Raw genomic sequence first — 25,972 nt, 5'->3', positions numbered from 1 at the left:
ACGCCGCTCGATAGCATGTTTCGGTGCAGACACACGAGATTTGCAGGCGGTTCCTGGCCTACTTCGAGCAGCGCGGGCATACCCCCGTGCCCGGAGCCTCCCTCGTGATGGACGACCCCAATCTGCTGTTCATCAATGCCGGCATGGTGCAGTTCGTGCCGTACTTCCTCGGCCAGCGCACCCCGCCCTATTCGCGGGCGACCAGCATCCAGAAGTGCGTGCGCACCGGCGACATCGAGAACGTCGGCATCACCACCCGCCACAACACCTTCTTCCAGATGGCGGGCAACTTCTCCTTCGGTGACTACTTCAAGCGCGAGGCGATCGATTTCGCCTGGCACCTGCTGACCGGTTCGGTCGACGACGGTGGCTTCGGATTCGACCCGGAACGCATCTGGGTGACTGTCTACCTCGACGACGACGAGGCGATCGGCTACTGGAAGGAGGTCGCCGGTCTGCCCGACGAGCGCATCCAGCGTCGGGACATGGAGGACAACTACTGGTCGATGGGCATCCCCGGCCCGTGTGGACCGTCCTCGGAGATCTACTTCGACCGCGGCCCGGAGTACGGCCGCGAGGGTGGTCCGATCGCCGACGAGGACCGCTACATCGAGATCTGGAACCTCGTCTTCATGCAGAACGAGCGGGGTGAGGGCACCGGCAAGGCCGACTTCCCGATCATCGGACCGCTCCCGCACAAGAACATCGACACCGGCCTGGGCGTCGAGCGCGTCGCCTTCCTGCTGCAGGGTGTCGACAACGTCTACGAGACCGACCTGGTGCGCCCGGTCATCGAAACCGCCGAGCAGCTGACCGGCCGTCGCTACGGGGTCAACCACGAGGACGACGTGCGCTTCCGCGTGATCGCCGACCACGCGCGCACCGCGGTCATGCTGATCGCCGACGGCGTCACCCCCGGCAACGACGGCCGCGGCTACGTGCTGCGCCGACTGTTGCGCCGTATCGTGCGCAGCGCGCGTCTGCTCGGCGCCCAGCAGCCGACGATGGGCGCGCTGGTCGAGACCGTGATCGGCACGATGGCGCCCTCCTACCCGGAACTCGAGACCGACCGCGCCCGCATCATCGATGTGGCGGTCGCCGAGGAGACCGCGTTCAGCGTCACCCTCGCGTCGGGCTCGAAGCTGTTCGAATCCGCGGCGGCGGACGTGCTGGCGGCCGGCAAGAAGACCCTCGGCGGCGACCGCGCGTTCGAACTGCACGACACCTACGGATTCCCGATCGACCTGACCCTGGAGATGGCCGACGAGGCCGGGCTGACCGTCGACGAGGCGGGCTTCCGCACGCTGATGGCCGAGCAGCGCGCCCGGGCCAAGGCCGACGCGCAGGCGCGCAAGCATGCGCACACCGACCTGAGTGCCTACAAGGAGATGGTCGACGAGCACCCGACGCTGTTCACCGGCTTCGAGGAGCTCGAGACCGAGGCGACGGTGCTCGCGGTGCTCTCGAACGGGGTGCGCGTGCCGGTCGCGAACGCGGGCGACGCGGTGGAGGTCATCCTCGATCGCAGCCCGCTCTACGCGGAGTCCGGCGGCCAGGTCGCCGATATCGGCACGATCACCGCGTCGGGCACCTCGGTGACGGTCTCCGATGTGCAGAAGATCGCCAAGGTGCTCTGGGTGCACCGCGGCACGGTCGATTCGGGCACCCTCGCCGAGGGCGATACCGTGCTCGTCCGCGTCGATCCGCAGTGGCGCAACGGCGCCGAGCAGGGCCACTCGGGCACCCACCTGGTGCACGCGGCGCTGCGGCAGATCCTCGGACCCGGCGCGGTGCAGGCCGGTTCGCTCAACCGGCCCGGCTACCTGCGGTTCGACTTCTCGTACCACGGCCCGCTCAGCGACTCGCAGAAGACGGACATCGAGGCGGTCACCAACGAGGCGATGGTCGCCGACTTCCCGGTCAACACCTTCGAGACCGACCTGGACTCCGCGAAGGCGATGGGCGCTATGGCGCTGTTCGGGGAGAACTACGGCGACCGGGTGCGCGTTGTCGAAATCGGCGGGCCGTTCTCGATGGAACTCTGTGGTGGCACCCACGTCGGGCACTCCTCGCAGGTCGGTCCGGTGACGCTGCTCGGCGAGTCGTCGGTGGCCTCCGGGGTGCGCCGCGTCGAGGCCTACGTCGGGCTCGACTCCTATAAGCACCTCGCCAAGGAGCGGGCGCTGCTCGCCGGCCTGGCGTCGTCGCTCAAGGTGCCGACCGACCAGGTGCCCGGCCGGGTCGAGCAGTTGGTCGAACGGCTGAAGGTCGCCGAGCGGGCGCTCGAGGAGTCGCGGGCGCGCGCGGCGCTCGAATCCGCCGGAACCCTGGTGACCGGGGCTCGCGAGGTCGGGCCGATCAGCGTGGTCGCGCAGGAGGTGCCGGGCGTCGCCGCGGGCGATCTGCGGACCCTCGCGCTCGACGTGCGCACCCGGCTCGGATCGCGGCCCGCGGTTGTCGCGCTGTTCGGCAACGCCGACGGCAAGGCGCCGTTCGTGGTGGCGGTCAACGACGGCGGTCGCGATGCCGGCGTGCAGGCGGGCGCCCTGGTCAAGGAGGTGGCCCCGGTCGTGGGTGGTCGCGGCGGCGGCAAGCCGGACCTCGCCCAGGGGGCCGGTTCCGATCCGTCCGGTATCGCCGCGGCGATCGATGCGGTCATCGATGCGGTCGGCCGCGTCGGTGTGCCCGGCTGATCCGGTTGTGTCGGACCCGATGAACGGGGATTCGGTGTCTCCCGACGAGTTGTCGGGAGGTGTCGAAGACGGGGGGACCCCGGTGCGGGGCCGGCGGCTGGGTATCGACGTGGGCTCGGTGCGCGTCGGGGTGGCGATGAGCGACCCCGACGGCATCCTCGCCACACCGGTCGAAACCGTGCCGCGGGCGGCCGACGATGCCGAGCGAACCGACTTGAAACGCATCGCCCAATTGGCGGACGAATACTCGATCGTCGAGGTGATTGTCGGCCTTCCCCGGACCATGCGTGGGGAGATCGGGCCCGCGGCACGCGACGCGACCAGCTTTGCTCGCGATCTGGGTAATGAGTTGGGTAGCGTACCGGTTCGGTTGTCGGACGAACGATTGACTACGGTTGACGCGACCCGGAAGCTTCAGGCCCGCGGAGTGCGTGGCAAGAAGCAACGGTCGGTTGTCGATCAGGCGGCCGCGGTGGCGATTCTGCAGGGCTGGCTCGACGAGCGGAGGCAACGATGACCGAGTCGCAGGAGCGGGTGGTCGAGTCGCAGGAGCGTCCGGAACATCCACAGGGCGTCGAGAGATACCGGGACGGGGCACAAGGGTGACCGAAGGTTGGGGGGATCCGCGCGGTGCGCGCGGAGACGAGGCGAGTCGACCACGTCCATCGGACCAAACCGAGGCGGGTGAGTGGCTTCCCTCCGGCTCGATCGAACTCGAACACGACTCCGGTCGACATCGTGGGGCGCACGAACGCGGCGCCCATGAGCGCGGCGCGCACGAGGCGCCCACGGCTTTCGACGAGTCCCGCTACGTTCAGCAACGCCACCCGCACTTCGGCGATCCGCCGCAGTTGCCGCCCGAGTACACCCCGCGCACGCGCGCTCGCCGGACCCCACCGGAGCCCGGCACCGGCGGCGGACGCCCCGGCGCCGATACCGGGCAACACCGCAGCGCCGCAACGCAATACGGCTCGTCCCCGTCCTACGGGTCGACCGAGCAGTACGGGTCCGGGCAGCAATACGAAACGGAACCTCAGTACGGCGGAGACCAGCAATACGGCGGAGACCAGCAGTACAGCGGCGAACAGCAGTACAGCGGCGAACAGCAGTACAGCGGCGAACAGCAGTACAGCGGCGAACAGCAGTACGGCAGGCCGTACGGCACCGGGCCGGGTCCGCGCTACGACGACTACTCGACCACCGGCCGCCGACAGGCGCAGTCCGGTCCCGAGCAGGGCTACGGCACCGGTCCGAGTCGACGGCAGTACCAGACCGGACCGAGCCGCCGCGCCGCCGAGCCCTATCCGGATGCCGGCGACTACGGCTCCGGCCCGCGCCACTACGACACCGGCGCCGATCAGCCCGGGTCCGCTTCCGGGTACGGGCAGCACGCGCGCGGCGTCGACCCCGACCCGTACGGCAGCGGCCCCTCCGCACGACATTCCGCAGAGCCCGGTAGGCATCAGGCGCCGTTCGGGGCCGACCCGTCCGCGCCGGATTCCGGTCGCGGGGCGTACGGCACCGGGCCGAGCAGGCAGCAGTATCCGACCGGACCGAGCAAGGGGTTCGACGAAGCGGCGACCGATATCGCCGCCGGTTCCCATGCCGCCGACGACGACCTCGGCGCCGGCGGCTCGCGGGCCGTCGGATTTGCCGCCTCGCCCGCCGACATCCACCCGACCGATATCCATCCGGAGGGGGAGCGTCCCGACGGTTCCTACTACCGGGACCCCGCGTTCCCCGATTCGGCATCGAGCACGTCCGGCGGCTACGACGACGACGGGTTCGAGGCCGGGTACGCCGCCGGCCGGGGCACGGATCGTTATCCCGACAACCGCTTCGGGCGGGACGATTCCGCCCGCGACGACGATCGGCACCGCGCCGCGGCCGCCGGCTTCGGCGGTGCGGCCGCGGTGGGAGCCGCCCGCTTCGCCGACACCGGCGAGGGCAACCATTCGCCTCCCGATCATCCCTTCGACGGATTCGCTCCGACGACCGGCGGCGGTGACGACGGGCAGCCGCCGGGCCGCGCCGATACTCGACGGGCAGCCGGGGGCGGTGGCGGACACCGAGCCGGTGGCCGGCGTCGCCGCAGTCGGCTCCTCGCCGGTGGCGCGGCCGCCGTCGCACTGGTCGCGGTACTCGTTCTCGGCTGGCTCGCCTTCGACCGCTTCTTCGGCGGACCGGGACTGCCCGAGGACTACGTCGGATCCGGCGGAGACAGCGTCATCATCCGCGTCAATCCCGGCGACACCGCCGATCGGATCGCCACCGCCATGGCCGACCAGGACGTCGTCGCCAGCGCGGCCGCTTTCTTCAACGCCGCGGTCCAGCAGCCGGCGATGAGCTCGGTCCAGCCCGGCTACTACGAGCTGACCACGCGTATCCCGGCCGCGCAGGCGGTCTCCGAACTGATCGATCCGACCTCCCGGGTCGGCAACGTCGTCATCGCCGAGGGACGACAGCTGATCGATACGCGGGATGTGAACACCTCCTCGGTCCGCAAGGGCATCTACACCCTGCTGTCCGAGGCGACCTGCGCCGCCGGCATCCGCTGCCTGACGGCGGACGACTTCCGCGCCGCCGGCTCGAGCACCGACCTCGAGGGCCTCAGTGTGCCGTCCTGGGCCATCGATCGGGTGCGGGCGGTCCCGGAGCCGGATCGGCAGCTGGAAGGGTTGATCGCCGCCGGTAGCTGGGATATCGATCCCTCCGCCGATGCGACGACCATCCTGTCGCAGCTGGTGGCCGAGAGCGTCCAGTCCTACGAGAGCACCGGCCTGCTCACCGCCGGTGCGGCCAACGGCCTGAGCCCCTACGACACGTTGGTGGCCGCCTCGCTGGTCGAACGCGAGAGCCTGCCCGCGGACTTCGCCAAGGTGGCGCGCGTGATCGTCAACCGCCTCGCGATCGGGCAGTACCTCGAATTCGACTCGACGGTCAACTACGCGTTGACCGATACCGAGGTGGCGACCACCGACGCGGACCGGGCGCGGGTGACCCCGTGGAATACCTACGCCTCGCCGGGTCTGCCGCAGACGCCGATCTGCTCGCCGAGTTTGGCGGCGGTGCAGGCGATGGAGGCGCCCGAGCCGGGCGATTGGCTCTACTTCGTCACGATCAACACGCAGGGCGAGACGCTGTTCACCAACAGCTACGCCCAGCACCTGGCGAACATCCAGTTGGTCGAACCGGGCTTCCTGGCCAGCGGACGGTGACGTGGCGCATACGGGCGAATCGATGAGCGGGCGGGGCGGCGACATGCCGCGCCGCGCCGGCGTCGTCGGCTCGCCCGTGTCGCATTCGCGTTCGCCCGATCTGCACCTGGCCGCCTACCGCTGGTTGGGGTTGGTCGACTGGACCTACGACCGCATCGAATGTGATGCCGACGGGTTCGCCGCGATGGCCGCCGCGCTGGACGAGCGGTGGATCGGCCTGTCGGTGACCATGCCGAACAAGGTCGCCGCACTGCGCTTCGCGGATCGGGTCAGCGAGCGGGCGATCACCGTCGGGTCGGCCAATACGCTCGTGCGCGACGGCGACGGATGGTCGGCCGACTGCACCGACATCGACGGCATCATCGGGGCGCTCGGCGACGCCGGGGTCACCGCGATCGACGGCGACGCAGTGATCGTCGGCGCCGGCGGCACCGCCCGGGCAGCACTGGCGGCGGTCGCCGACCTCGGGGCATCCGGGGCGACCGTCGTCGTGCGGGAGACCGGTCGGGCCCGCGACGCCCTCGAGGCCGCGGAACGGCTGTCGTTGCCGGCGCACGCGGTCACCCTCGACGCGCTGCGGTCGAGCGTCGCGAAGGCCGCGGCGGTGATCTCGACGGTGCCGCGCGGCAGCCTCGACGCGGTCGCCGACGACGTCGCCGCCACCCCGGTGCTGTTGGACGCGATCTATCACCCCTGGCCCACCCCGATCGCCGAGGCGGTGGCCGCCGCGGGTGGCCGGGTGGTCGGAGGCCTGGAGATGTTGCTGCACCAGGCGGTCACCCAGGTCGAACTGTTCACCGGGCGCACCCCCTCGGTCGACGTGATGCGCGCGGCCCTCGACGGCGACCGGTAGCCCTTCGGGTCGGCTTCTCCACACCCCACCGGTTATCCCCGGGACGGGCGTTTCCGCAGGTCGGCGCCTATGGGTCGACTCGGCCGGCGGCCAGGATGCTCGACATGGAAGAAGCGATGTGGGCCGCAGCGGCCGGTCTTCTGATCGGCGGCGGACCGGTGGCCCGGTGGGCGGGGCGGTGGACGTCGATCGATCCCTGGTGGTGGCGCTGGTGCGCGTCGACCTGCGCGCTGTGGGCCGGATCGGTGGCGGCGGTACTCGTCCGCGGCGGTGCGGAGGCCCGGATCGCCGTGCCGGTTGCGGTACTCGGGGCCGCCGGCGCGACCCTGCTGTCGGTCCTCGATCTTCGGGAACGGCGCCTGCCTCACCTCGTGACCGCCGCGGTCGGCGCCGGGGCGATCACGATCGGGACGATCGCCGGCGACGGGCGGGCCGCGGTGATCGGAGCGGCGGTCGCCTACGGCGCGCATCTGCTGGTCCGCGCGGTCGCTCCGGGCGCGCTCGGCGGTGGTGACGTCCAACTGACCATCGCGGTCGGGGCGCTCGCCGCGCCGACCGGTCCGGTGGGGTGGGCGTGCGCATTTGTGCTTGCCGCCGCGACCACCGCGCTGCTCGGCGGTCGGGTCCGCGGCGCCTCCGTTCCGCACGGTCCGTCGCTCTGCGTGGCCGCGATGCTGATTCCGATGTGGTCCGCGACGGTGGGGTCCCGGACGGGGTAGCCGCCGGGACCCGACCCGGGCCCGGGAGGGACAACCTGCGAGAATGGGGGAGTGTTGCGCTGGACGACTGCCGGGGAATCGCATGGCCCGGCCCTGATATCCGTGGTCGAGGGCGTTCCTGCCGGAGTGGAGATCTCCTCCAAGGACATCGCCGACCAACTCGCTCGACGACGCCTCGGCTACGGCCGCGGCGCGCGGATGAAGTTCGAGGCGGACAAGGTGACCGTGCTCGGCGGGGTCCGGCACGGGCGCACCCTGGGCGGCCCGATCGCCATCGAGATCGGCAACACCGAGTGGCCCAAGTGGGAGCAGGTGATGTCGGCCGATCCGGTCGATCCCGACGACATCTCCGACCAGGCGCGCAACCAGCCGCTGACCCGTCCCCGGCCGGGACACGCCGACTACGCGGGCATGCTCAAGTACGGCTTCGACGATGCGCGGCCGGTCCTGGAGCGGGCGAGCGCCCGCGAGACCGCCGCCCGGGTGGCCGCCGGCACCATCGCCCGGCAGTTCCTGCAGCAGGTCCTGGGCGTCGAGGTGATCTCGCACGTCATCTCCATCGGTGCCAGCGACCCGTACACCGGCCCGATCCCGGATCCCGACGCGCTCGAGCGGATCGACGCGAGCCCGGTGCGCGCCTTCGCCGCCGACGCCGAGGCCGCGATGATCGCCGAGATCGAGGCGGCCAAGAAGGCCGGCGATACCCTCGGCGGCGTCGTGGAGGTCGTGGTCACCGGTCTGCCGATCGGGCTGGGCTCCTTCGTCAGCGGCGAGCAGCGCCTCGACGCCCAACTCGCCGGTGCGCTGATGGGGATCCAGGCGATCAAGGGTGTCGAGATCGGCGACGGCTTCGAGACCGCCCGCCGCCGCGGCAGCGCCGCGCACGACGAGATCCTGGTCGACGAGGACGGCATCACCCGCGCCAGCAATCGCGCCGGCGGCATCGAGGGCGGTATGACCAACGGCGAGCCGTTGCGTGCGCGGATCGCGATGAAGCCGATCTCCACCGTCCCGCGCGCCCTGCGCACGGTCGACATGGCCACCGGTGAGGCGGCGTCCGCGATCCACCAACGGTCCGACGTCTGCGCCGTACCGGCCGCCGGTGTCGTCGCCGAGGCGATGGTCGCGCTCGTGCTGGCCCGCGTCACCCTCGACAAGTTCGCCGGCGACTCGGTCGATCAGACCCGCGGCGCCGTTGCCGCCTACCGACGGGAACTGTCGGAACGGCTGACCCGATGAGCGAGGGGCCGGCCGGCCCGACGCAGTCCGTTGCTCCGGCAGGCCCGCCGATCGCGGTGCTGATCGGTCCGCCGGGAGCAGGCAAGTCGACGATCGGCAAACGGGTCGCGCAGGCGCTCGAGGTCGAGATCTTCGATACCGATATCGCGATCGAGGAGCGGTCCGGACGCACGATCCCGGACATCTTCGAGCAGGACGGCGAACAGGCCTTCCGCGAACTCGAGGAGCAGGTCGTCCTCGACACCCTCCGCACCCGCGGCGGCGTGGTCTCCCTCGGCGGCGGAGCGATCCTGTCGCCGCGCACCCGCGCGGCGCTGCTCGAGCATTGCGTGGTCTACCTGGAGATCAGCGTCGCCGAGGGGCTGCGCCGGACCCGGGCCACCAGCCGGCCGATCCTGGCCGGGGAGGACCCGCGCAAGAAGTACCAGGATCTGATGCGTCACCGTCGGCCGCTCTACCGCGAGGTTGCGGATATTCGCGTCCGCACCGAGGGACGCAGCCCGGCCCGCGTCGCGCAGGCCGTCGTCGATCACCTCGCCCGCCTCGGCCTGGTCGTCCCGGTCGAGGGCGGCGCGGATGTCGACGGTGCGGATGTCGAGGGCGTTGACGTCGACGGTGCGGACGACTCCGAGACCGGCACCGCCTTCGGCGGCCCGGACACCGAACTCGAGGCGGACACCTTCGCCGAGATGTCCGAGGCCGACGACATGTCGGACGCCGACGACGACAGAAACCAGCAGACGACGGGAGCGCGAATATGACGGTCGAGCCGATCCGGGTGCCGGTGACCACCGCACATCCCTACGACGTGGTGATCGGCCGCGGCTTGCTCGACGACATCGTCGCGGCGGCCGCGCCGGCGACGCGCATCGCGATCCTGCACCAGCCGACCCTCAACGAGACGGCCAAGGCGCTGCGCGCCGCGCTGATCGAGGCCGGTCACGATGCGCACTCGATCGAACTGCCCGACGCCGAATCCGGCAAGGAGTTGGCCGTCGCCGACTTCTGCTGGGAGGTCATGGGCCGGATCGGCCTCGGCCGCCGCGACCTGGTGATCGGCCTCGGCGGGGGAGCGATCACCGACCTGGCCGGATTCGTGGCCGGAACCTGGATGCGCGGCATCCCGGTGATCCACGTGCCCACCACGCTGCTCGCGATGGTCGACGCCGCGGTCGGTGGCAAGGCCGGGATCAACACCGAAGCCGGCAAGAACCTCGTCGGCGTCTTCCACGAGCCCACGGCGGTCTTCGTCGACCTGGCGACCCTCGAAACCGTGCCGCGCAACGAGATCATCGCCGGCATGGCGGAGATCATCAAGACCGGCTTCATCGCCGACCCGGTGATCCTCGACCTGATCGAACGCGACCCACAGGCCGCTCTCGACCCGACCGGCCCGGTACTGCCCGAGCTCATCGAACGGTCGATCCGGGTCAAGGCCGAGGTGGTCGCCGCCGATCTGCGGGAGTCGGATCTGCGCGAGATCCTCAACTACGGACATACCCTCGGCCACGCGATCGAGCGGCGCGAGCGGTTCCGCTGGCGTCACGGCGCCGCCGTATCGGTCGGCCTGGTCTTCGCGGCCGAACTCGCCCGGGTGGCCGGCCGGCTGTCCGACGACGTGGCCGATCGGCATCGTCGCGTCCTCGAATCGGTCGGGCTGCCGGTCGGCTACGACGCCGATGCCTTCGCCGACCTGGTCGAGGGCATGCAGGGCGACAAGAAGAACCGTTCGGGGGTGCTGCGCTTCGTGGTCCTCGACGACCTGGGCAAGCCCGGTCGGCTCGAGGGCCCCGATCCGTCGCTGCTCGCGGCGGCGTACTCCGCGGTCGCCCGCAATCCGTCGACCAACGGAATCATGCTCGGCTGAACCGCCCGGCGACAACGCTCGGCGGGTGCCCCGCCGGCCGCTCCCGGCTGGGAGCGGCCGGACGTGGGCGACCGGTCGGACCCGGGAGAGTGGGCGGACGCGGGGCCGGTCAGACGGTGACGTTCTCCGCTTCGCGGGCGGCCTTCGCTTCGTCGCGAGCCTGCCCGCGGCCGACCCACCAGCGGCCGATCGCCGCCCCGGTCACCGCCGGGATGAAGACCAACAGCACGGTGAACGCCGCACCCGAGGTCAGTTCGAAGAAGAGCGAGTTCTGGCTGATCCCCACCCGGATCACCTGCGACACCACCCAGCAGAGCACCCCGCTGACCAGCGCGGCGAAGGCGCCCGCCTTCAGCCACCGCATCGTCAGATCGGCGCCGTTCTCCGGATCCGGATTGCGACGACGATCGGCCACGCCGTCCAGGACGCCCCAGATGCCGGCGACCACGATGCCGATCAGCAGCGCGACCCACCGCAGCACCCCGCCCGACGTGGGCCACTGCAGCAGCCACAACGCCAGCAGCAATCGGGACCCGAAGTGCACGCCGGACATGATCAACCCGCGGAACAGCCACGCCATCATGCCGGACAGCGTAACCGGCGGACCGTCGGACGACGGGCAGGATGGCGATACCGGCGGTATCGGCAATTCGATCCGGACATTCGGGGTAGATTTCCGGCTGTGACGTGGCAGAACGCCGGTGTCGGCGCGCAACAGTCGGGTCCGGCCGCGCGGCGGGAGCGGCTGCGCCGCGATCTCGCGACCCAACGCGCGACCCGCATCCTGGTGACCGACCTGACCAATATCCGATACCTCACCGGGTTCACCGGCTCGAACGCCGCACTGCTGATCGACGCGGCCGGCGACGAGAAGTCGGTGATCTGCACCGATGGGCGCTATCTGACCCAGATCGCCGCCGAGGTTCCCGATCTGCCGCTGGTCTGGGCCCGCGACTGCGCGCCGCGCCTGCTCAACGAGGCAGGCGCCGGGCCGATCCTCATCGAGGACCACGCGGTGACCGTCGCCCAATGGCAGCGGTGGCAGACGATCCGATCCGATATCGAACTGGTCGCCGCCACCGGGACCGTCGCGGCCCTGCGCGAGGTCAAGGACGCCGGTGAGATCGACCATCTACGACGCGCCTGCGCGATCGGCGACCAGGCGCTGGCCGAGATGCTCGAGTCGGGCGAGATCGCCGTCGGCCGATCCGAGCGCGCGATCGCCCGCGCCCTGGAGTTTCGCATGCTCGAACTCGGCGCCGAGGACCGCTCCTTCGAGTCGATCGTCGCCGGCGGACCGAACTCCGCGATCCCGCACCACCAGCCGGCCGACCGGGTGCTCGTCGGCGGCGACCTGCTGACCCTCGACTTCGGCGCGCTCGTCGCCGGGTACCACTCCGATATGACCCGCACGCTGGCGATCGGGGAGCCGGCGCAGTGGCAGCGCGAGATCTACGAGCTCGTCGCCGAGGCGGCCGCCGCGGGTCGAAAAGCCCTGGTCGCGGGGGCCGGGGTGGTCGAGGTCGACAATGCCGCTCGCGAGGTGATCACCGAGGCCGGATACGAGGACAACTTCGTCCACGGCCTCGGACACGGCGTCGGACTCGAGATCCACGAAGCGCCGGGAATCGGCGCACAGGGCACCGGTACACTTTTGTGCGATGCCGTGGTGACGGTGGAACCGGGTGTTTATCTGTCCGGCCGCGGCGGGGTGCGCATCGAGGACACCCTGGTCGTTCGACCGGATGGTCCCGAACTGCTGACGCACACCACCAGAGATCTCATCGTGGTCTGACGAGCGGGCCGCGACGCGCAACGAGGAGAACGCAAGCGAAGTGGCTTCGACCAGTGATTTCAAGAACGGTTTGGTCCTGAACATCGAGGGACAGCTCTGGAGCATCATCGAGTTCCAGCACGTCAAGCCCGGTAAGGGCCCCGCCTTCGTGCGGACCAAGCTGAAGAACGTCCTGTCGGGCAAGGTCGTCGACAAGACGTTCAACGCCGGCGTCAAGGTCGATACCGCCACTGTCGATCGCCGCGACATGACCTACCTGTACAACGACGGCAGCGACTTCGTCTTCATGGACGGCGAGACCTTCGAGCAGCTGTCGATCACCCCGGAGACCCTCGGTGACGGTGCCCGCTTCCTGCTGGAGAACACCATCGTGCAGGTCGCCACCCACGAGGGCACCCCGCTCTACGTCGAGCTGCCGGTGACCGTCGAGCTCGAGGTCACCCACACCGACCCGGGCCTGCAGGGCGACCGGTCGACCGGCGGCACGAAGCCGGCAACCCTCGAGACCGGCGCCGAGATCAACGTGCCGCTGTTCATCAACACCGGTGACCGGCTCAAGGTCGATTCCCGCGACGGCAACTACCTGGGTCGAGTGAACGCCTGAGTGGCCGGAACGAATGAGCAGGGGCGTACCGGCCGACTCGGTACGCGATTCAAGGCCCGCAAGCGGGCCGTCGATCTGTTGTTCGAGGCGGAGGCGCGGGATATCGATCCCGCGCAGCTGACCGACGAGCGGGTGCGCCTGGCCGCGCTCGACGACACGATCGCACCGGTCAACCCGTACACCAAGGAAGTGGTGGTCGGCGTAGCCGATCACCTCGACCGGATCGACCGGGTCATCGAGGATCACCTGCAGGACTGGACCCTCGAACGGCTGCCCGCGGTCGACCGCGCGATCCTGCGCGTCGCCGTCTGGGAGTTGCTGCACGACGACGAGGTGCCGCCGGTGGTCGCGGTCGACCAGGCGGTCGAACTGGCCAAGCAGCTGTCCACCGACGACTCGCCGAGCTTCGTCAACGGTGTGCTCGGCCAGGTGGTCCTGGTCGCCCCGCAGGTGCGGGCGGCCGCCGCGGCGACCCGTGCGGTCGTCTCCGCCGATGCCGCCGGCGATCCGGACGATTCCGCTTCCTGACGCGCTTCCCGACGGCCCGGCTGTTCGGCACCCGAGGAGCCGGTAGCGGCTCGAGGAGGATCGATGACGACCACCAGCGCTCCCTTCGGCAGTTGGCCGTCACCGATCGCCGCCGCCGATCTCGCCGTCAGCGGTCACCCGATATCCGGGGGCCGCTACTTCGGCGACGGGATCTGGTGGCTCGAACAGCGCCCGACCGAGGCCGGTCGCTACCTGGTGCGCCGCCGCGACGACGCCGGTGAGCACGACGTGCTGCCGGCCCCGTGGAATGCCCGCAGCCGGGTGCACGAATACGGCGGCGGTTCCTGGGCGGTCACCGACGACGGCGTCCTGGTGTTCGTCGAGTTCACCGACCAGCGCCTCTACCGGCTCGACCCGGGCAGCGCGGAGCCGGTTGCGCTCACCCCGGCCGGTCGCGGTTTCCGGTTCGGCGAGCTGGCGATCCGCGACGATCGGGTGATCGCGGTGCGCGAGAACGTCGGCCCCAGCGGCGAGGAGGAGGGGCCGGTCACCCGCGATATCGTCTCCGTCCCGCTCGACGGGTCCGCGGCCGACGACCCCGACGCGATCGTCTCGGTGGTCTCCGGCAGCGACTTCCTCGCCTACCCGAGGTACTCGCCGGACGGGACCACGCTCGCCTGGATCGCCTGGGATCACCCCCGGATGCCCTGGGACGGCACCGAACTACGCGTCGGCGCCCTCGATGCGGACGGTCGGGTCGCATCGTTCGACACCCTGATCGGCGGACCCGAGGAATCGGTCCTGCAACCGGAGTGGATCGACGGGGCGTCGCTGTTCGCGCTGACCGACCGCTCCGGCTGGTGGAACCCGGTCCGCGTCACCACCGGTGCTTCCGCCGACGATGTCGCAGGCGGCGAGGTCACCGAGGTGTACCGCCGGGACGCGGATATCGGTGGTCCGTTGTGGCAGATCGGCAGCGGGTTCTACCGCGTTCTGCCCGGCGGTGACCTGTTGGCGGTGTCGACCGTCGGTGGGTCCGAACTGCTGCGCATCGGTTCGGACGGCGCCACCTCCGCGATCGACCTGCCGATCTCCTCGCGCGTGGAGATCGCCGACCTGCGCGACGGGCGGGTGCTGCTGACCGGCGCCGGCGCGACGGTGCCGGGCGGTCTGCGTGAACTCGACCTGGCGACCGGCGACCTGCGCGATATCCGCCTCGACGTCGACGATCTGCCCGACGCGCGGTATCTGCCGCAGTCGCGGCCGCTGTCGTTCCCGGTCGGCGACCGCGAGGTTCACGCCTTCGTCTACCCGCCGACCCACCCCGACTACGTCGGGCCCGAGGGGGAACTGCCGCCCTATGTGGCGTTCGTGCACGGCGGACCGACCGCGCACGTCTCCGGTGGGTTGTCGCTGACCTACGCCTACTTCACCAGCCGCGGCATCGGTGTCATCGACATCAACTACGGCGGCTCCAGCGGGTACGGGCGCGCCTACCGCGAACTGCTGCGCGGCCAATGGGGCATCGTCGACGTCGTCGACACGGCCGCCGCCATGCAGGGTCTCGCGGACGCGGGTCTTGCCGACCCGGGCCGGTTGGCGATCCGCGGCGGCAGCGCCGGCGGCTGGACCGTGCTGGCCTGCCTGACGTCGACCGACGTCTTCGCCTGCGGAGCAAGCTACTTCGGCGTCGCCGACCTCACCGGGTTCGCCGAGTCGACCCACGACTTCGAGTCGCGCTACCTCGAGGGCCTGATCGGCCCGGCCGAGGACGTCGCCCTCTACGCCGAGCGCGCCCCGATCAACAAAGTCGACGGGCTGTCCGCCCCGGTCCTGCTCCTGCAGGGTCTCGACGACCGCATCGTGCCGCCCGAGCAATCCCGGGTCTTCCGGGATGCCCTGCTGGCCAAGGGGATCGCGCACGCCTACCGCGAATACGCGGGGGAGTCGCACGGCTTCCGGCGCGCCGAGACGATCATCGACGCCACCGAATCCGAACTGTCCTTCTACGGTCAGATCCTCGGCTTCACCCCGCCCGGCGTGCCGCTCCTCGAACTCTGGCGGCCGTAGCGGTTGCACACCACGTGCGAGAGAGCGTCGTCATGGATCTATTGTCCTCGGCGGTGCTGTGACGAACGTGTTGTGCAGAGCCCCATCGCTCTGGACCGCAAAGATCTGCTAGCCGGGGACTGCGGCCGAGGGCGCACGCCAACGGTGAACGCGTCGGGGCGCATGGTCAGCCCTTCGGCGACGGTGATCGGCGACGGATCGTGCAGGTGACCGACCGGGCGAGGGACGCGAGGATCAGGACCGCCTCGTGCAGGGCGAACTGGCGGCCGATGCAGGAACGCATACCGACGCCGGAGGGGCGGCACGCCCATTCGGGCGCTCGGACGATATGGCATTCGTTCTGCGCCCCCACGCCGGCCAGTGTGCACCACTCACCGCACCCAGCGCCTATTCGGTGGCCTTCGGGTGACCTGTCCCCGCGGCTTTGAACCACAGAATGCGACCGGCGACGTCCACGACGTACCAGATGCGTCCCCCGCCGGTCACCTCGTATTGCCACTGCTCCATGTCGACGCCGCCATGCGCGGCCGTGGACAGGCTGCCCTTGAGCTGATGATGGCGCGACGTCGGGGCCGGGCGGTCGGATCGTGCGCGCAGTTCCGTCCACGCCGCCAGGGTGTTGGCGGGCGCCTGACGGCACAGGTCTTCCCACCCTTTGGCTGCTTCGCTGGTAGCGAAGCGAAGGTCCCGCCCCTCGTCGGGGTGCGGAGGTGGCGCGACTCGGTCTCCTCGCTTGGGGCTCACGGAATCTCGGGCTCGGGAATCGGCCCGTGGTCATCCTCGGTGTCGCCGGACAGAATGGCCGCCAGCTCGGGATCGGCCAGAGCCTCCGCGGTGTGGCGCCACGCGTCGATCACCTGGACGAGCGGCGTGGGATTGCCGAGCGAGTCCGCCGCCCGCATGGTGGAGACCAATTCGAGAACGAACTCCTGCACCTCGGCGCGGGAGAGGAAGGACACCCACGGGAAGACGTCCGGCAGCACGTCGGTGACCAGTTCCCGAACCTGTGGATCACGTTGCATCAATGCTACGAACATGCGGGCGGTCACCGATGCGGCGGTGTGTTCGACGTCCGCACGCGCGGCCGTGGTCAGGACCAGGTCGTCCGCGTCGCGCCGGGTGACCAGCAATGATTGGGTTCTCGAGCGATGCAGTAGCTCCACGGTCGCCTTGCCCCGCAACTGGAGGTCGGAAAAGGTGACTTCCTCGATGCTCATATATTAAAACTACTTCTAAATTCTTCGAGTGTCGACGATCGGTCTGTGATCGGTCGAGCGAGCCGGCCGGGAGCGGGGTGCCGGGGGCGCGCTGCTAGCATTGCCGTCGTTCGGGCATCCTTTAACGATCCGTCCTGTGAGGCGGAGAAGGAGGTCGCGGTGGGTTCTGCGCGCGACAGGCGAGAGGACAGTTCCCCCATTTCTTCTTCCGAATCCGGCGCCCGTGCCGGCGGCGTACGCGAGATTCTCTCCGCGTCCGACGTCGCCCGCACCATCGCACGGATGGCACACCAAGTCATCGAAAAGACCGCGCTCGATGCGCCGGACGCCCCCCGGGTGGTCCTGATCGGCATCCCGACGCGCGGCACCTATCTGGCGCAGCGGCTGGCGGAGAAGATCGAGGAGTTCGGCGGCGTTCGCGTCGGCGTGGGCTCGCTCGACATCACGCTCTACCGCGACGACCTGCGCGGCAAGCCGCACCGGGCCGTGGGCCGCACGACGATGCCCGAGCGCGGTATCGACGGCGCCCTGGTCATCCTGGTCGACGACGTGCTCTACTCCGGCCGCACCGTCCGCGCCGCGCTCGACGCGCTGCGCGATATCGGTCGCCCGGAAGCGGTGCAGTTGGCCGTGCTGGTCGACCGCGGCCACCGGCAGCTGCCGATCCGCGCGGACTACGTCGGCAAGAACATCCCCACCGCTCGCAGCGAATCGGTCTGGGTGCGGATGGAACAGCACGACGGCCACGACGCGGTCGATATCGGCACCATCGAGGACGGGGGCCGATGACCATGCGCCACCTGCTATCCGTAACCGACCTGACCAAGGACGACGCCACCTCGTTGCTCGACGAGGCGGTCAACTTCGAGCAGGCGCTGACCGGCCGCGAGGTCCGGAAGCTGCCCACGCTGCGCGGTAAGACGATCATCACCGTCTTCTACGAGAACTCCACCCGCACCCGGGTGTCGTTCGAGGTCGCCGGCAAGTGGATGTCCGCGGACGTCATCAACGTGTCCGCCGGCGGCTCGTCGGTCGGCAAGGGCGAATCGCTGCGCGATACCGTGCTGACCCTGCGCGCCGCCGGGGCCGACGCCCTGGTGGTGCGGCATCCGCAGTCCGGCGCGGCGCATCGCATCGCCGCCTGGACCCACGAGGACGGGCACGGCCCGGCGGTGATCAACGCCGGCGACGGCACCCACGAACACCCGACCCAGGCGCTGCTGGACGCGCTGTCCCTGCGCCAGCGCCTCGGGCCCGACCTGACCGGGCGGCATATCGCGATCGTCGGCGACGTCCTCCACAGCCGGGTCGCCCGCTCGAACGCCTTCCTGCTCTCGACGCTCGGCGCCGAGGTGACGCTGGTCGCCCCGCGCACCCTGCTGCCGGTGGGCGTGAGCACCTGGCCGGTGCACGTCAGCGACAGTCTCGACGCCGTCCTGCCCGGGGTCGACGCGGTGATGATGCTGCGGGTGCAGGCCGAACGCATGAACGGCGGCTTCTTCCCGTCGGCGCGCGAGTACTCGATCGCCTACGGGCTGTCGGAGAAGCGCCTCGCGGTGATGCCCGAGCACGCGGTGGTGCTGCACCCGGGACCGATGCTGCGCGGTATGGAGATCGGATTCTCGGTGGCCGACGCCCCGCAGTCGGTGGTGCTGCAACAGGTGACCAACGGAGTGCACGTGCGGATGGCCGTGTTGTTCCGACTGCTGATCGGCGAACGGGAGGTGGCGCGGTGAGCGAACTGGTGATTCGACGGGTACGTCCCTACGGCGAGGGCGAACCGGTCGACGTACGGATCGTCGACGGCACGATCGTCGCGATCGGAGCCGACGCGGCGGCGGAGGCTGCCGGGTCGGATGCGGCGGGGTCGGTCGAGGAGATCGACGGCGCGGGCGGGATCCTGCTGCCCGGCCTGGTCGACCTGCATACCCATCTGCGCGAGCCGGGCCGCGAGGACACCGAGACCATCGAAACCGGTTCCGCCGCGGCCGCTCTCGGTGGTTTCACCGCGGTCTTCGCGATGGCGAATACCAACCCGGTCGCCGACAGCCACGTGGTGACCGACCACGTCTGGAAGCGCGGCCGCGAGATCGGGCTGGTCGACGTGCATCCCGTCGGCGCGGTCACCGTCGGCCTCGAGGGCAAGAAACTCGCCGAGCTCGGCGTGATGGCCGCCGGCGTCGGACGGGTGCGGGTGTTCTCCGACGACGGCAAGTGCGTGCACGACCCGCTGCTGATGCGCCGGGCGCTCGAATACTCGGTGCACCTGGACGCGGTGATCGCCCAGCACGCCGAGGAACCCCGGCTGACCGAGCAGGCCGTCGCCCACGAGGGGCCGACCGCCTCGAAGCTCGGCCTGGCCGGCTGGCCGCGCGCCGCGGAGGAGTCGATCGTCGCCCGCGACGCGATCCTCGCCCGCGACGCCGGCGCCCGGGTACACGTCTGCCACGCCTCGACCGCCGGCACCGTCGAGATCCTGCGCTGGGCCAAGGGGCAGGGCATCGCGATCACCGCCGAGGTCACCCCGCACCACCTCTTCCTCGACGACTCCCGCCTGGTCGACTACGACCCGGTCTTCCGGGTCAACCCGCCGCTGCGCGAGAACACCGACGTCGCCGCGCTGCGGCAGGCCCTCGCGGACGGGATCATCGACGCGGTGGCCACCGATCACGCCCCGCACGCCGAGCAGGACAAGTGCGTCGAGTTCGGGCTCGCTCGGCCCGGCATGCTCGGCCTGCAGACCGCGCTGTCGATCGTCGTGGCCACCATGGTCCAACCGGGCCTGCTCGACTGGCGCGGCGTCGCACGGGTGATGAGCGAGGCGCCCGCGCGGATCGGCGGCCTCGACGATCAGGGTCGCCCGATCGAGGTCGGCGCCCCCGCCAACCTGGTGGTGGTCGACCCGGACGCCGAGTGGACCGTCCACGGACCGGACCTGGCGAGCCTGTCCGTCAACACCCCGTACGAGGGCATCACCCTGCCGGCGACCGTCACCGCGACGATCCTGCGCGGCACGGTCACCGCCCGCGACGGCGCCACCGTATCGGCCCCCGACGAAAGTGTCGTCTGATGGATCGAGTGCTTCTGGTCATCCTGTTCGCCGCGATCTGGATCTCCGGTGTGCTGCTGATGTACGTCGGCTGGCGCGGCCGCGGCCGACGCCAGCGCGAGATGGTCGGCGAGCTGCCCGTGGTCCCCGAGGTGCGCGGTGAGCAGACCGTCCCCACGGCCACCGGTCTCTACCTGGGCACGACGATCGCGCCGAATTGGCAGGACCGCATCGCGATCGGCGACATCGGCTACCGCGCCGCCGGCACGGTGACCGCCTACCCGACCGGTGTCGCCGTCGATCGGGACGGGGCGAGCACCATCTGGATTCCGCGCCCGGCGTTGCGCGCGGTGCGCACCGAACGCGGTCACGCCAACAAGGTGATGACCAAGGACGGCATCCTGGTGATCCGCTGGCAGCTGCCCAGCGGCCTCGAGGTCGACACCGGATTCCGCGCGGACAACAAGTCGGTCTATCCGACCTGGGTCGACAGCCCCGACCTGCAGGGCCCCGACTCGCCGGCCACAGAGCCCCGGGAGACGGATCTGCCCACGGTGCGGACCGATACCCCCGAACTCGGCGAGTCGGTTCCGAGCAGCAACGGGGTCGATTCCCGACAGACGAAGGAGAACACGTGAGCGCCGCAGTTGCCGGCCCGGCCGCCCTGGTCCTCGAGGACGGTCGCATCTTCCGCGGCAGCGGATACGGCGCGGAGGGAACGACGTTCGGTGAGGCGGTCTTCTGTACCGCGATGACCGGCTACCAGGAGACGCTGACCGATCCGAGCTACCACCGGCAGATCGTGATCGCGACCGCCCCGCAGATCGGCAATACCGGCTGGAACGACGAGGACAACGAGTCGGTCGGCCCGACCGGCGATCCCGACGAGGCGCGCATCTGGGTCGCGGGCTACGCGATCCGCAACCCCAGCCGCATCCGCTCGAATTGGCGCTCCACCCGCACCCTCGAGGACGAACTGGTCCGCCAGGGCATCGTCGGGATCTCCGGTCTCGACACCCGCGCGATCGTGCGGCATCTGCGCACCCTCGGCTCGATGCGCGCCGGTGTCTTCTCCGGCGACGCGCTCGCCGGAGAAGACACGATGCTCGAGCAGGTGCGCACCCGTCCCGGCATGCTCGGCGCCGACCTGGCCGCGGAGGTCACCACCACCGGCGGCTACACGATCGAACCGGACGGCGAGCATCGCTTCACCGTCGTCGCGGTCGACCTGGGCATCAAGACCAACACCCCGCGGATGTTCGCCGCGCGCGGTATCCGGGTCCGCGTCGTGCCGTCGACCATCGACTTCTCGACGCTCTCCGACCTCAACCCCGACGGGGTCTTCCTGTCGAACGGACCGGGCGACCCGGCGACCGCCGACGGCGTGGTCGGACTGACCGGTGAGGTCATCGACGCGGGCATCCCGCTGTTCGGTATCTGCTTCGGCAACCAGATCCTCGGCCGCGCCTTCGGCCGCGACACCTACAAGCTCAAGTTCGGCCACCGCGGCATCAACATCCCGGTCCTCGAACACGAGACCGGCCGGGTGGCGATCACCGCCCAGAACCACGGCTTCGCCCTGGAAGGGGAGGCCGGCGAACAGTTCGACACCCCGTTCGGCCGCGCCGAGGTCAGCCACACCTGCGCGAACGACGGGGTGGTCGAAGGGGTCCGACTGCTCGACGGGCGCGCCTTCTCGGTGCAGTACCACCCGGAGGCGGCGGCGGGCCCGCACGATGCGGCGTACCTGTTCGACCGCTTCACCCAGCAATTGGAACGGCGCAAGCTCGAGAAGGGGCGTAACTGATGCCACGGCGGACCGACCTCGAGCACGTCATGGTGATCGGCTCCGGGCCGATCGTCATCGGCCAGGCCTGCGAATTCGACTACTCCGGCACCCAGGCGTGCCGGGTGCTGCGGGCCGAGGGCCTGCGCGTCAGCCTGGTCAACTCCAACCCGGCGACGATCATGACCGACCCGGAGTTCGCCGACGCCACCTACGTCGAGCCGATCACCCCGGAGTTCGTCGAGAAGGTGATCGCCAAGGAGCGCCCCGACGCGCTGCTGGCCACCCTCGGCGGGCAGACCGCGTTGAACACCGCGATGGCGCTGCACGCCAACGGGGTCCTCGAGAAGTACGGCGTCGAACTGATCGGCGCGGACATCCCGGCGATCAACCGCGGTGAGGACCGGCAGACGTTCAAGGACATCGTCGCCGACTGCGGCGGCGAGTCCGCGCGCTCGGCGGTCTGTCACACGATGGAGGAGGTGCGCGAGGCGGTTGCCGATCTCGGCCTGCCCGTCGTCGTGCGGCCCTCGTTCACCATGGGCGGCCTCGGCTCGGGTATGGCGTACACCGACGAGGACCTCGAGCGCATCGCCGGCGCCGGCCTCGCCGCGTCGCCGACCGCGAACGTGCTGATCGAGGAGTCGATCCTCGGGTGGAAGGAATACGAACTCGAACTGATGCGCGACGGCCGCGACAACGTCGTGATCGTCTGCTCGATCGAGAACGTCGACCCGATGGGTGTACACACCGGTGATTCGGTGACCGTCGCCCCGGCGATGACCCTCACCGACCGCGAGTACCAGAAGATGCGCGATCTGGGCATCGACATCCTGCGTGCGGTCGGCGTCGCCACCGGCGGCTGCAACATCCAGTTCGCGGTCAACCCGCGCGACGGCCGACTGATCGTCATCGAGATGAACCCCCGCGTCTCGCGGTCGAGCGCGCTGGCCTCCAAGGCGACCGGCTTCCCGATCGCGAAGATCGCCGCGCGCCTGGCGATCGGCTACACCCTCGACGAGATCATCAACGACATCACCGGCGAGACCCCGGCCGCGTTCGAGCCGACCCTCGACTACGTCGTGGTCAAGGCGCCGCGGTTCGCGTTCGAGAAGTTCCCGGCGGCCGACCCGACGCTGACGACGACGATGAAATCGGTCGGCGAGGCGATGAGCATCGGCCGCAGCTTCTCCGAGGCGCTCGGCAAGGTCCTGCGGTCGCTGGAGACGTCGGCGGCCGGCTTCTGGACGGTCTCCGACGAGGCGATCGCCGGCGACCGGGCCCACGACGTCGCCGCGATCCTGGCCGACCTGCGGGTGCCCACCGAGGGGCGCCTCTACGACGTCGAACTCGCGCTGCGGCTCGGCGCCTCGATCGAGGACGTCGCCGAGGCCTCCGGGATCGACCCGTGGTTCGTCGCGGAGATCGCCGCACTGGTGCAACTGCGCACCGACATCATCGACGCCCCGGTGCTCGACGAGCAGCTGCTGCGGGTCGCCAAGCACAACGGCCTGTCCGACCGGCAGATCGCCCGCCTGCGCACCGAATTCGCCGGTGAGGACGGCGTCCGCAGCCTGCGGCATCGGCTCGGCATCCACCCGGTGTTCAAGACGGTGGACACCTGCGCCGCCGAATTCGAGGCGCGCACGCCGTACCACTACTCGACCTACGAACTCGACCCCGCGGCCGAGTCCGAGGTCGCCCCGCAGCACGACCGCAAGAAGGTGCTCATCCTCGGCTCCGGGCCCAACCGGATCGGCCAGGGCATCGAATTCGACTACTCGTGTGTGCACGCGGCGACCACGCTGTCGGCGGCCGGGTACGAGACGGTGATGGTCAACTGCAACCCGGAGACGGTCTCGACCGACTACGACACCGCCGACCGGCTCTACTTCGAACCGCTCACCTTCGAGGACGTCCTCGAGGTGTATCGGGCCGAGGCGCAGTCCGGCGAGGTCGCCGGCGTGATCGTGCAGCTCGGCGGGCAGACCCCGCTCGGGCTCGCCGCCCGGCTCGCCGCCGCCGGCGTCCCGATCGTCGGCACCGGCCCGGAGGCGATCGACCTCGCCGAGGACCGCGGCGCCTTCGGTGACGTTCTGACCGCCGCCGAGCTGCCCGCGCCGCGGTTCGGCACCGCCACCAGCGAGGAGCAGGCCCGCGCCGTCGCCGCCGATATCGGCTACCCGGTGCTGGTGCGACCCTCCTACGTCCTCGGTGGCCGCGGGATGGAGATCGTCTACGAGGAGCGCACCCTGCGCGACTACATCCGGCGCGCGACCGAGCTGAGCCCGGAGCATCCGGTGCTGGTCGACCGGTTCCTCGAGGACGCGATCGAACTGGACGTCGACGCGCTCTGCGACGGCGACGAGGTCTTCCTCGGCGGCGTGATGGAACACATCGAGGAGGCCGGCATCCACTCCGGCGACTCCGCCTGCGCGCTGCCGCCGATCACGATCGGCCGCACCGATATGGACGCGGTGCGCCGGTCGACCGAGGCGCTCGCCAAGGGCATCGGGGTGCTCGGCCTGCTCAACGTGCAGTACGCGCTCAAGGACGACGTGCTCTACGTCCTGGAAGCCAATCCGCGCGCCTCGCGGACGGTGCCCTTCGTCTCCAAGGCGACGTCGGTGCCGCTGGCCAAGGCCGCCGCCCGCATCATGCTGGGGGAGAAGATCGCCGACCTGCGCGCCGACGGGCTGCTGCCCGCCGAGGGCGACGGCGGCACCACCTCGACCGACGCGCCGGTGGCGGTCAAGGAGGCGGTCCTGCCGTTCAACCGGTTCCGTCGCGCCGACGGCTCCGGGGTCGACTCGCTGCTCAGCCCGGAGATGAAGTCGACCGGCGAGGTGATGGGTATCGATACCTACTTCGGTACCGCCTTCGCCAAGAGCCAGTCCGCCGCCTACGGATCGCTGCCGATCTCCGGCACCGTGTTCGTCTCGATCGCCAACCGCGACAAGCGGTCGATGGTCTTCCCGATCAAGCGGCTCGCCGACCTCGGGTTCACCATCCTGGCGACCGAGGGCACCGCCGAGACGCTGCGCCGCAACGGGATCAAGAGCACCGTCGTGCGCAAGGTCACCGACAGCGCGGCCGCGGCCGCCGACGGCGGGCCGGAAGCCTCCGGGCCGACGATCGTCGACCTGATCGCCGCCGGGGAAGTCGACATGATCGTCAACACCCCCTACGGCAACAGCGGGCCCCGCGTCGACGGCTACGAGATCCGCAGCGCCGCGGTCTCCTACAACATCCCGTGCATCACCACCGTGCAGGGCGCCGCCGCGGCCGTACAGGGCATCGAGGCGCTGCGCAACGGCGATATCGGGGTGCGCTCGCTCCAGGAGCTGCACGCCTTCCTACGGGCCGAGACGGCGGACTCGGACGCGTCCGCGTGAGCGGGCCGGAACCGTTCGTCGACCGGCTCGGTGCGGCCGTCGAGCGGCTCGGACCGCTCTGCGTCGGCCTCGACCCGCACCCGGCACTGCTCGAACGCTGGGGGCTGCCGGTAACCGTCGACGGACTGGAACGCTTCGCCGAGACCGTCGTGGCCGCGACCGCCGGGCAGGTCGCGGTGGTCAAGCCGCAGGTGGCCTTCTTCGAGCCGTTCGGCTCGGCGGGGCTGGCTGTCCTCGAACGGGTGATCGCCCGGCTGCGGGAGTCCGGGACGCTGGTGATCGCGGACGTCAAACGCGGCGATGTCGGCAGCACGATGGCCGGCTATGCCCGGGCATGGCTGGGCCCCGAGTCGCCGTTGTACAGCGACGCGATGACCGCCTCACCCTACCTCGGGTTCCATTCGCTCGATCCGGCGATCGACGCGGCGACCGCGGCGGGCGGTGCGGTCTTCGTCCTGGCTCGGAATTCGAATCCCGAAGCGACACAACTGCAGTCGGCGGTCCTCCCGGACGACGACGGCCGGGTCGACGGCTCGCGGCCGACGATCGCGCAGCACATCGTCGACCGGGCCGCGGCGCTCGACGCCGAGGCGCCGGCGCCGGTGATCGGACTGGTGGTCGGTGCGACCGGCGACGACGCGACCCACCCGGAGTTGGCGGGCTTCCCGGGGCCCGTGCTGGCGCCCGGACTGGGCGCTCAGGGGGCCACGGCCGCCGATATCGCCCGCCGTTTCGCGAACGTGCGGGGGACCGTACTACCCGCGGCCTCCCGGTCCGTGCTGGCGGCCGGGCCGGCCGTCGCGGACGTCACGGCGGCGGCGTTGCGGCTGCGCGACGAGCTCGCCGACGCGACCGCGCGCGCCCGATAGCACCCCGCCCGCGGCGCGCTGACCTCGGCATCGTCGCGGCGCGCCGACCAGGGGGGCGGGTTCGCAATCCGAAAGTGTGCGCAGTACGGTCGCTATCGCCAGGTAATGC

Annotated in this window: 22 protein-coding genes and 1 pseudogene; 19 read left to right on the top strand and 4 right to left on the bottom strand. The window is 70.5% G+C overall.

Annotation, left to right across the window (positions count from 1 at the left end; genetic code table 11):
* Positions 1–23 precede the first annotated feature (23 nt).
* The 8 genes and pseudogenes from alaS (at position 24) to aroB (ending at position 10,589) form a co-directional block, all read left to right on the top strand.
* Positions 24–2,693 carry an alanine--tRNA ligase gene (gene alaS, locus MB1_RS03790; RefSeq protein WP_066903807.1) on the top strand — a complete coding sequence of 890 codons (2,670 nt, stop codon included), beginning with the start codon at positions 24–26 and terminating at the stop codon, positions 2,691–2,693.
* A gap of 19 nt (positions 2,694–2,712) precedes the next feature.
* Complete coding sequence (gene ruvX / locus MB1_RS03785) at positions 2,713–3,210, top strand: Holliday junction resolvase RuvX (RefSeq protein ID WP_066904212.1); 498 nt, start codon at positions 2,713–2,715, stop codon at positions 3,208–3,210.
* 85 nt (positions 3,211–3,295) lie between these two features.
* The gene (locus tag MB1_RS26900; protein WP_066903805.1) at positions 3,296–5,911 is read left to right on the top strand and encodes an endolytic transglycosylase MltG; all 2,616 of its coding nucleotides are present in this window, start codon (positions 3,296–3,298) and stop codon (positions 5,909–5,911) included.
* Between the two features lie 22 nt (positions 5,912–5,933).
* Positions 5,934–6,764: a shikimate dehydrogenase gene (locus MB1_RS03775; protein WP_066904209.1), complete on the top strand. Its 831-nt coding sequence runs from the start codon at positions 5,934–5,936 to the stop codon at positions 6,762–6,764.
* 104 nt (positions 6,765–6,868) lie between these two features.
* Positions 6,869–7,483, top strand: a complete 615-nt coding sequence (locus MB1_RS03770; protein WP_245650013.1) for an A24 family peptidase — start codon at positions 6,869–6,871, stop codon at positions 7,481–7,483.
* 51 nt (positions 7,484–7,534) lie between these two features.
* The gene (gene aroC / locus MB1_RS03765; protein WP_066903802.1) at positions 7,535–8,722 is read left to right on the top strand and encodes a chorismate synthase; all 1,188 of its coding nucleotides are present in this window, start codon (positions 7,535–7,537) and stop codon (positions 8,720–8,722) included.
* A pseudogene (locus MB1_RS03760) lies at positions 8,719–9,261 on the top strand (shikimate kinase); the annotation flags it as partial. The gene aroC and the pseudogene MB1_RS03760, both read left to right, overlap by 4 nt.
* Before the next feature lie 218 nt (positions 9,262–9,479).
* Entirely contained in the window at positions 9,480–10,589 is a 1,110-nt protein-coding gene (aroB, locus tag MB1_RS03755) for a 3-dehydroquinate synthase (protein ID WP_066903800.1), read from the top strand.
* Positions 10,590–10,698: 109 nt separating this feature from the next.
* Here the strand turns inward: aroB and MB1_RS03750 are convergent, their stop codons facing one another.
* Positions 10,699–11,172: a B-4DMT family transporter gene (locus MB1_RS03750; RefSeq protein WP_157083888.1), complete on the bottom strand. Its 474-nt coding sequence runs from the start codon at positions 11,170–11,172 to the stop codon at positions 10,699–10,701.
* 99 nt (positions 11,173–11,271) lie between these two features.
* On the opposite strand from MB1_RS03750, the gene MB1_RS03745 reads away from it, so the two are divergent.
* The 4 genes from MB1_RS03745 (at position 11,272) to MB1_RS03730 (ending at position 15,547) form a co-directional block, all read left to right on the top strand.
* The gene (locus MB1_RS03745; protein WP_066903796.1) at positions 11,272–12,384 is read left to right on the top strand and encodes a M24 family metallopeptidase; all 1,113 of its coding nucleotides are present in this window, start codon (positions 11,272–11,274) and stop codon (positions 12,382–12,384) included.
* Positions 12,385–12,424: 40 nt separating this feature from the next.
* Positions 12,425–12,988, top strand: coding sequence for an elongation factor P (gene efp / locus MB1_RS03740; protein WP_066903794.1), 564 nt, complete (start codon positions 12,425–12,427; stop codon positions 12,986–12,988).
* Positions 12,989–13,516, top strand: coding sequence for a transcription antitermination factor NusB (gene nusB, locus MB1_RS03735; protein WP_066903792.1), 528 nt, complete (start codon positions 12,989–12,991; stop codon positions 13,514–13,516).
* 63 nt (positions 13,517–13,579) lie between these two features.
* Positions 13,580–15,547, top strand: a complete 1,968-nt coding sequence (locus MB1_RS03730; RefSeq protein ID WP_066903790.1) for an alpha/beta hydrolase family protein — start codon at positions 13,580–13,582, stop codon at positions 15,545–15,547.
* Between the two features lie 166 nt (positions 15,548–15,713).
* Here the strand turns inward: MB1_RS03730 and MB1_RS25515 are convergent, their stop codons facing one another.
* Genes MB1_RS25515 through MB1_RS03720 form a run of 3 tightly spaced genes read right to left on the bottom strand, consistent with a single transcriptional unit; the run spans position 15,714 to position 16,764 of the window.
* Positions 15,714–15,899, bottom strand: a complete 186-nt coding sequence (locus tag MB1_RS25515; RefSeq protein WP_157083887.1) for a hypothetical protein — start codon at positions 15,897–15,899, stop codon at positions 15,714–15,716.
* Between the two features lie 35 nt (positions 15,900–15,934).
* The gene (locus MB1_RS03725; RefSeq protein WP_066903788.1) at positions 15,935–16,291 is read right to left on the bottom strand and encodes a hypothetical protein; all 357 of its coding nucleotides are present in this window, start codon (positions 16,289–16,291) and stop codon (positions 15,935–15,937) included.
* A complete protein-coding gene (locus tag MB1_RS03720; protein ID WP_066903786.1) occupies positions 16,288–16,764 on the bottom strand; it encodes a hypothetical protein in 477 nt (158 codons plus the stop codon). The genes MB1_RS03725 and MB1_RS03720 overlap by 4 nt, the downstream gene beginning before the upstream one ends.
* A 198-nt stretch (positions 16,765–16,962) precedes the next feature.
* Here MB1_RS03720 and pyrR point away from each other — a divergent pair, with 198 nt between their 5' ends.
* The 7 genes from pyrR to pyrF are packed head-to-tail and all read left to right on the top strand — an operon-like array spanning position 16,963 to position 25,863.
* Positions 16,963–17,553 carry a bifunctional pyr operon transcriptional regulator/uracil phosphoribosyltransferase PyrR gene (gene pyrR / locus MB1_RS03715; RefSeq protein ID WP_066904206.1) on the top strand — a complete coding sequence of 197 codons (591 nt, stop codon included), beginning with the start codon at positions 16,963–16,965 and terminating at the stop codon, positions 17,551–17,553.
* Positions 17,554–17,555: 2 nt separating this feature from the next.
* Positions 17,556–18,500 carry an aspartate carbamoyltransferase catalytic subunit gene (locus MB1_RS03710; RefSeq protein ID WP_066903784.1) on the top strand — a complete coding sequence of 315 codons (945 nt, stop codon included), beginning with the start codon at positions 17,556–17,558 and terminating at the stop codon, positions 18,498–18,500.
* Entirely contained in the window at positions 18,497–19,834 is a 1,338-nt protein-coding gene (locus tag MB1_RS03705; protein WP_066903782.1) for a dihydroorotase, read from the top strand. Before MB1_RS03710 ends, MB1_RS03705 begins: the two co-directional genes overlap by 4 nt.
* Positions 19,834–20,451 carry a PH-like domain-containing protein gene (locus MB1_RS03700; protein WP_084350773.1) on the top strand — a complete coding sequence of 206 codons (618 nt, stop codon included), beginning with the start codon at positions 19,834–19,836 and terminating at the stop codon, positions 20,449–20,451. Before MB1_RS03705 ends, MB1_RS03700 begins: the two co-directional genes overlap by 1 nt.
* Entirely contained in the window at positions 20,448–21,620 is a 1,173-nt protein-coding gene (carA, locus tag MB1_RS03695) for a glutamine-hydrolyzing carbamoyl-phosphate synthase small subunit (RefSeq protein WP_066903780.1), read from the top strand. The genes MB1_RS03700 and carA overlap by 4 nt, the downstream gene beginning before the upstream one ends.
* Complete coding sequence (gene carB, locus MB1_RS03690) at positions 21,620–24,994, top strand: carbamoyl-phosphate synthase large subunit (RefSeq protein WP_066903778.1); 3,375 nt, start codon at positions 21,620–21,622, stop codon at positions 24,992–24,994. Before carA ends, carB begins: the two co-directional genes overlap by 1 nt.
* On the top strand, positions 24,991–25,863 hold the full coding sequence (pyrF, locus tag MB1_RS03685) for an orotidine-5'-phosphate decarboxylase (RefSeq protein WP_066903776.1): 873 nt from the start codon (positions 24,991–24,993) through the stop codon (positions 25,861–25,863). The genes carB and pyrF overlap by 4 nt, the downstream gene beginning before the upstream one ends.
* Positions 25,864–25,972: the final 109 nt, after the last annotated feature.

This window comes from Millisia brevis NBRC 105863 (assembly GCF_001552615.1).
Lineage (GTDB): Bacteria > Actinomycetota > Actinomycetes > Mycobacteriales > Mycobacteriaceae > Millisia > Millisia brevis.
This window is presented reverse-complemented; position numbering and strand designations above follow the sequence as displayed.

Bases quoted from the DNA above. Each gene is read 5' to 3' on its own strand.
- ruvX (WP_066904212.1), top strand. From the start codon at position 2,713: ATGAACGGGGATTCGGTGTCTCCCGACGAGTTGTCGGGAGGTGTCGAA.
- MB1_RS03775 (WP_066904209.1), top strand. From the start codon at position 5,934: ATGAGCGGGCGGGGCGGCGACATGCCGCGCCGCGCCGGCGTCGTCGGC.
- MB1_RS03770 (WP_245650013.1), top strand. From the start codon at position 6,869: ATGGAAGAAGCGATGTGGGCCGCAGCGGCCGGTCTTCTGATCGGCGGC.
- aroB (WP_066903800.1), top strand. From the start codon at position 9,480: ATGACGGTCGAGCCGATCCGGGTGCCGGTGACCACCGCACATCCCTAC.
- MB1_RS03750 (WP_157083888.1), bottom strand. From the start codon at position 11,172: ATGATGGCGTGGCTGTTCCGCGGGTTGATCATGTCCGGCGTGCACTTC.
- MB1_RS03730 (WP_066903790.1), top strand. From the start codon at position 13,580: ATGACGACCACCAGCGCTCCCTTCGGCAGTTGGCCGTCACCGATCGCC.
- MB1_RS03720 (WP_066903786.1), bottom strand. From the start codon at position 16,764: ATGAGCATCGAGGAAGTCACCTTTTCCGACCTCCAGTTGCGGGGCAAG.
- MB1_RS03710 (WP_066903784.1), top strand. From the start codon at position 17,556: ATGCGCCACCTGCTATCCGTAACCGACCTGACCAAGGACGACGCCACC.
- MB1_RS03700 (WP_084350773.1), top strand. From the start codon at position 19,834: ATGGATCGAGTGCTTCTGGTCATCCTGTTCGCCGCGATCTGGATCTCC.
- carB (WP_066903778.1), top strand. From the start codon at position 21,620: ATGCCACGGCGGACCGACCTCGAGCACGTCATGGTGATCGGCTCCGGG.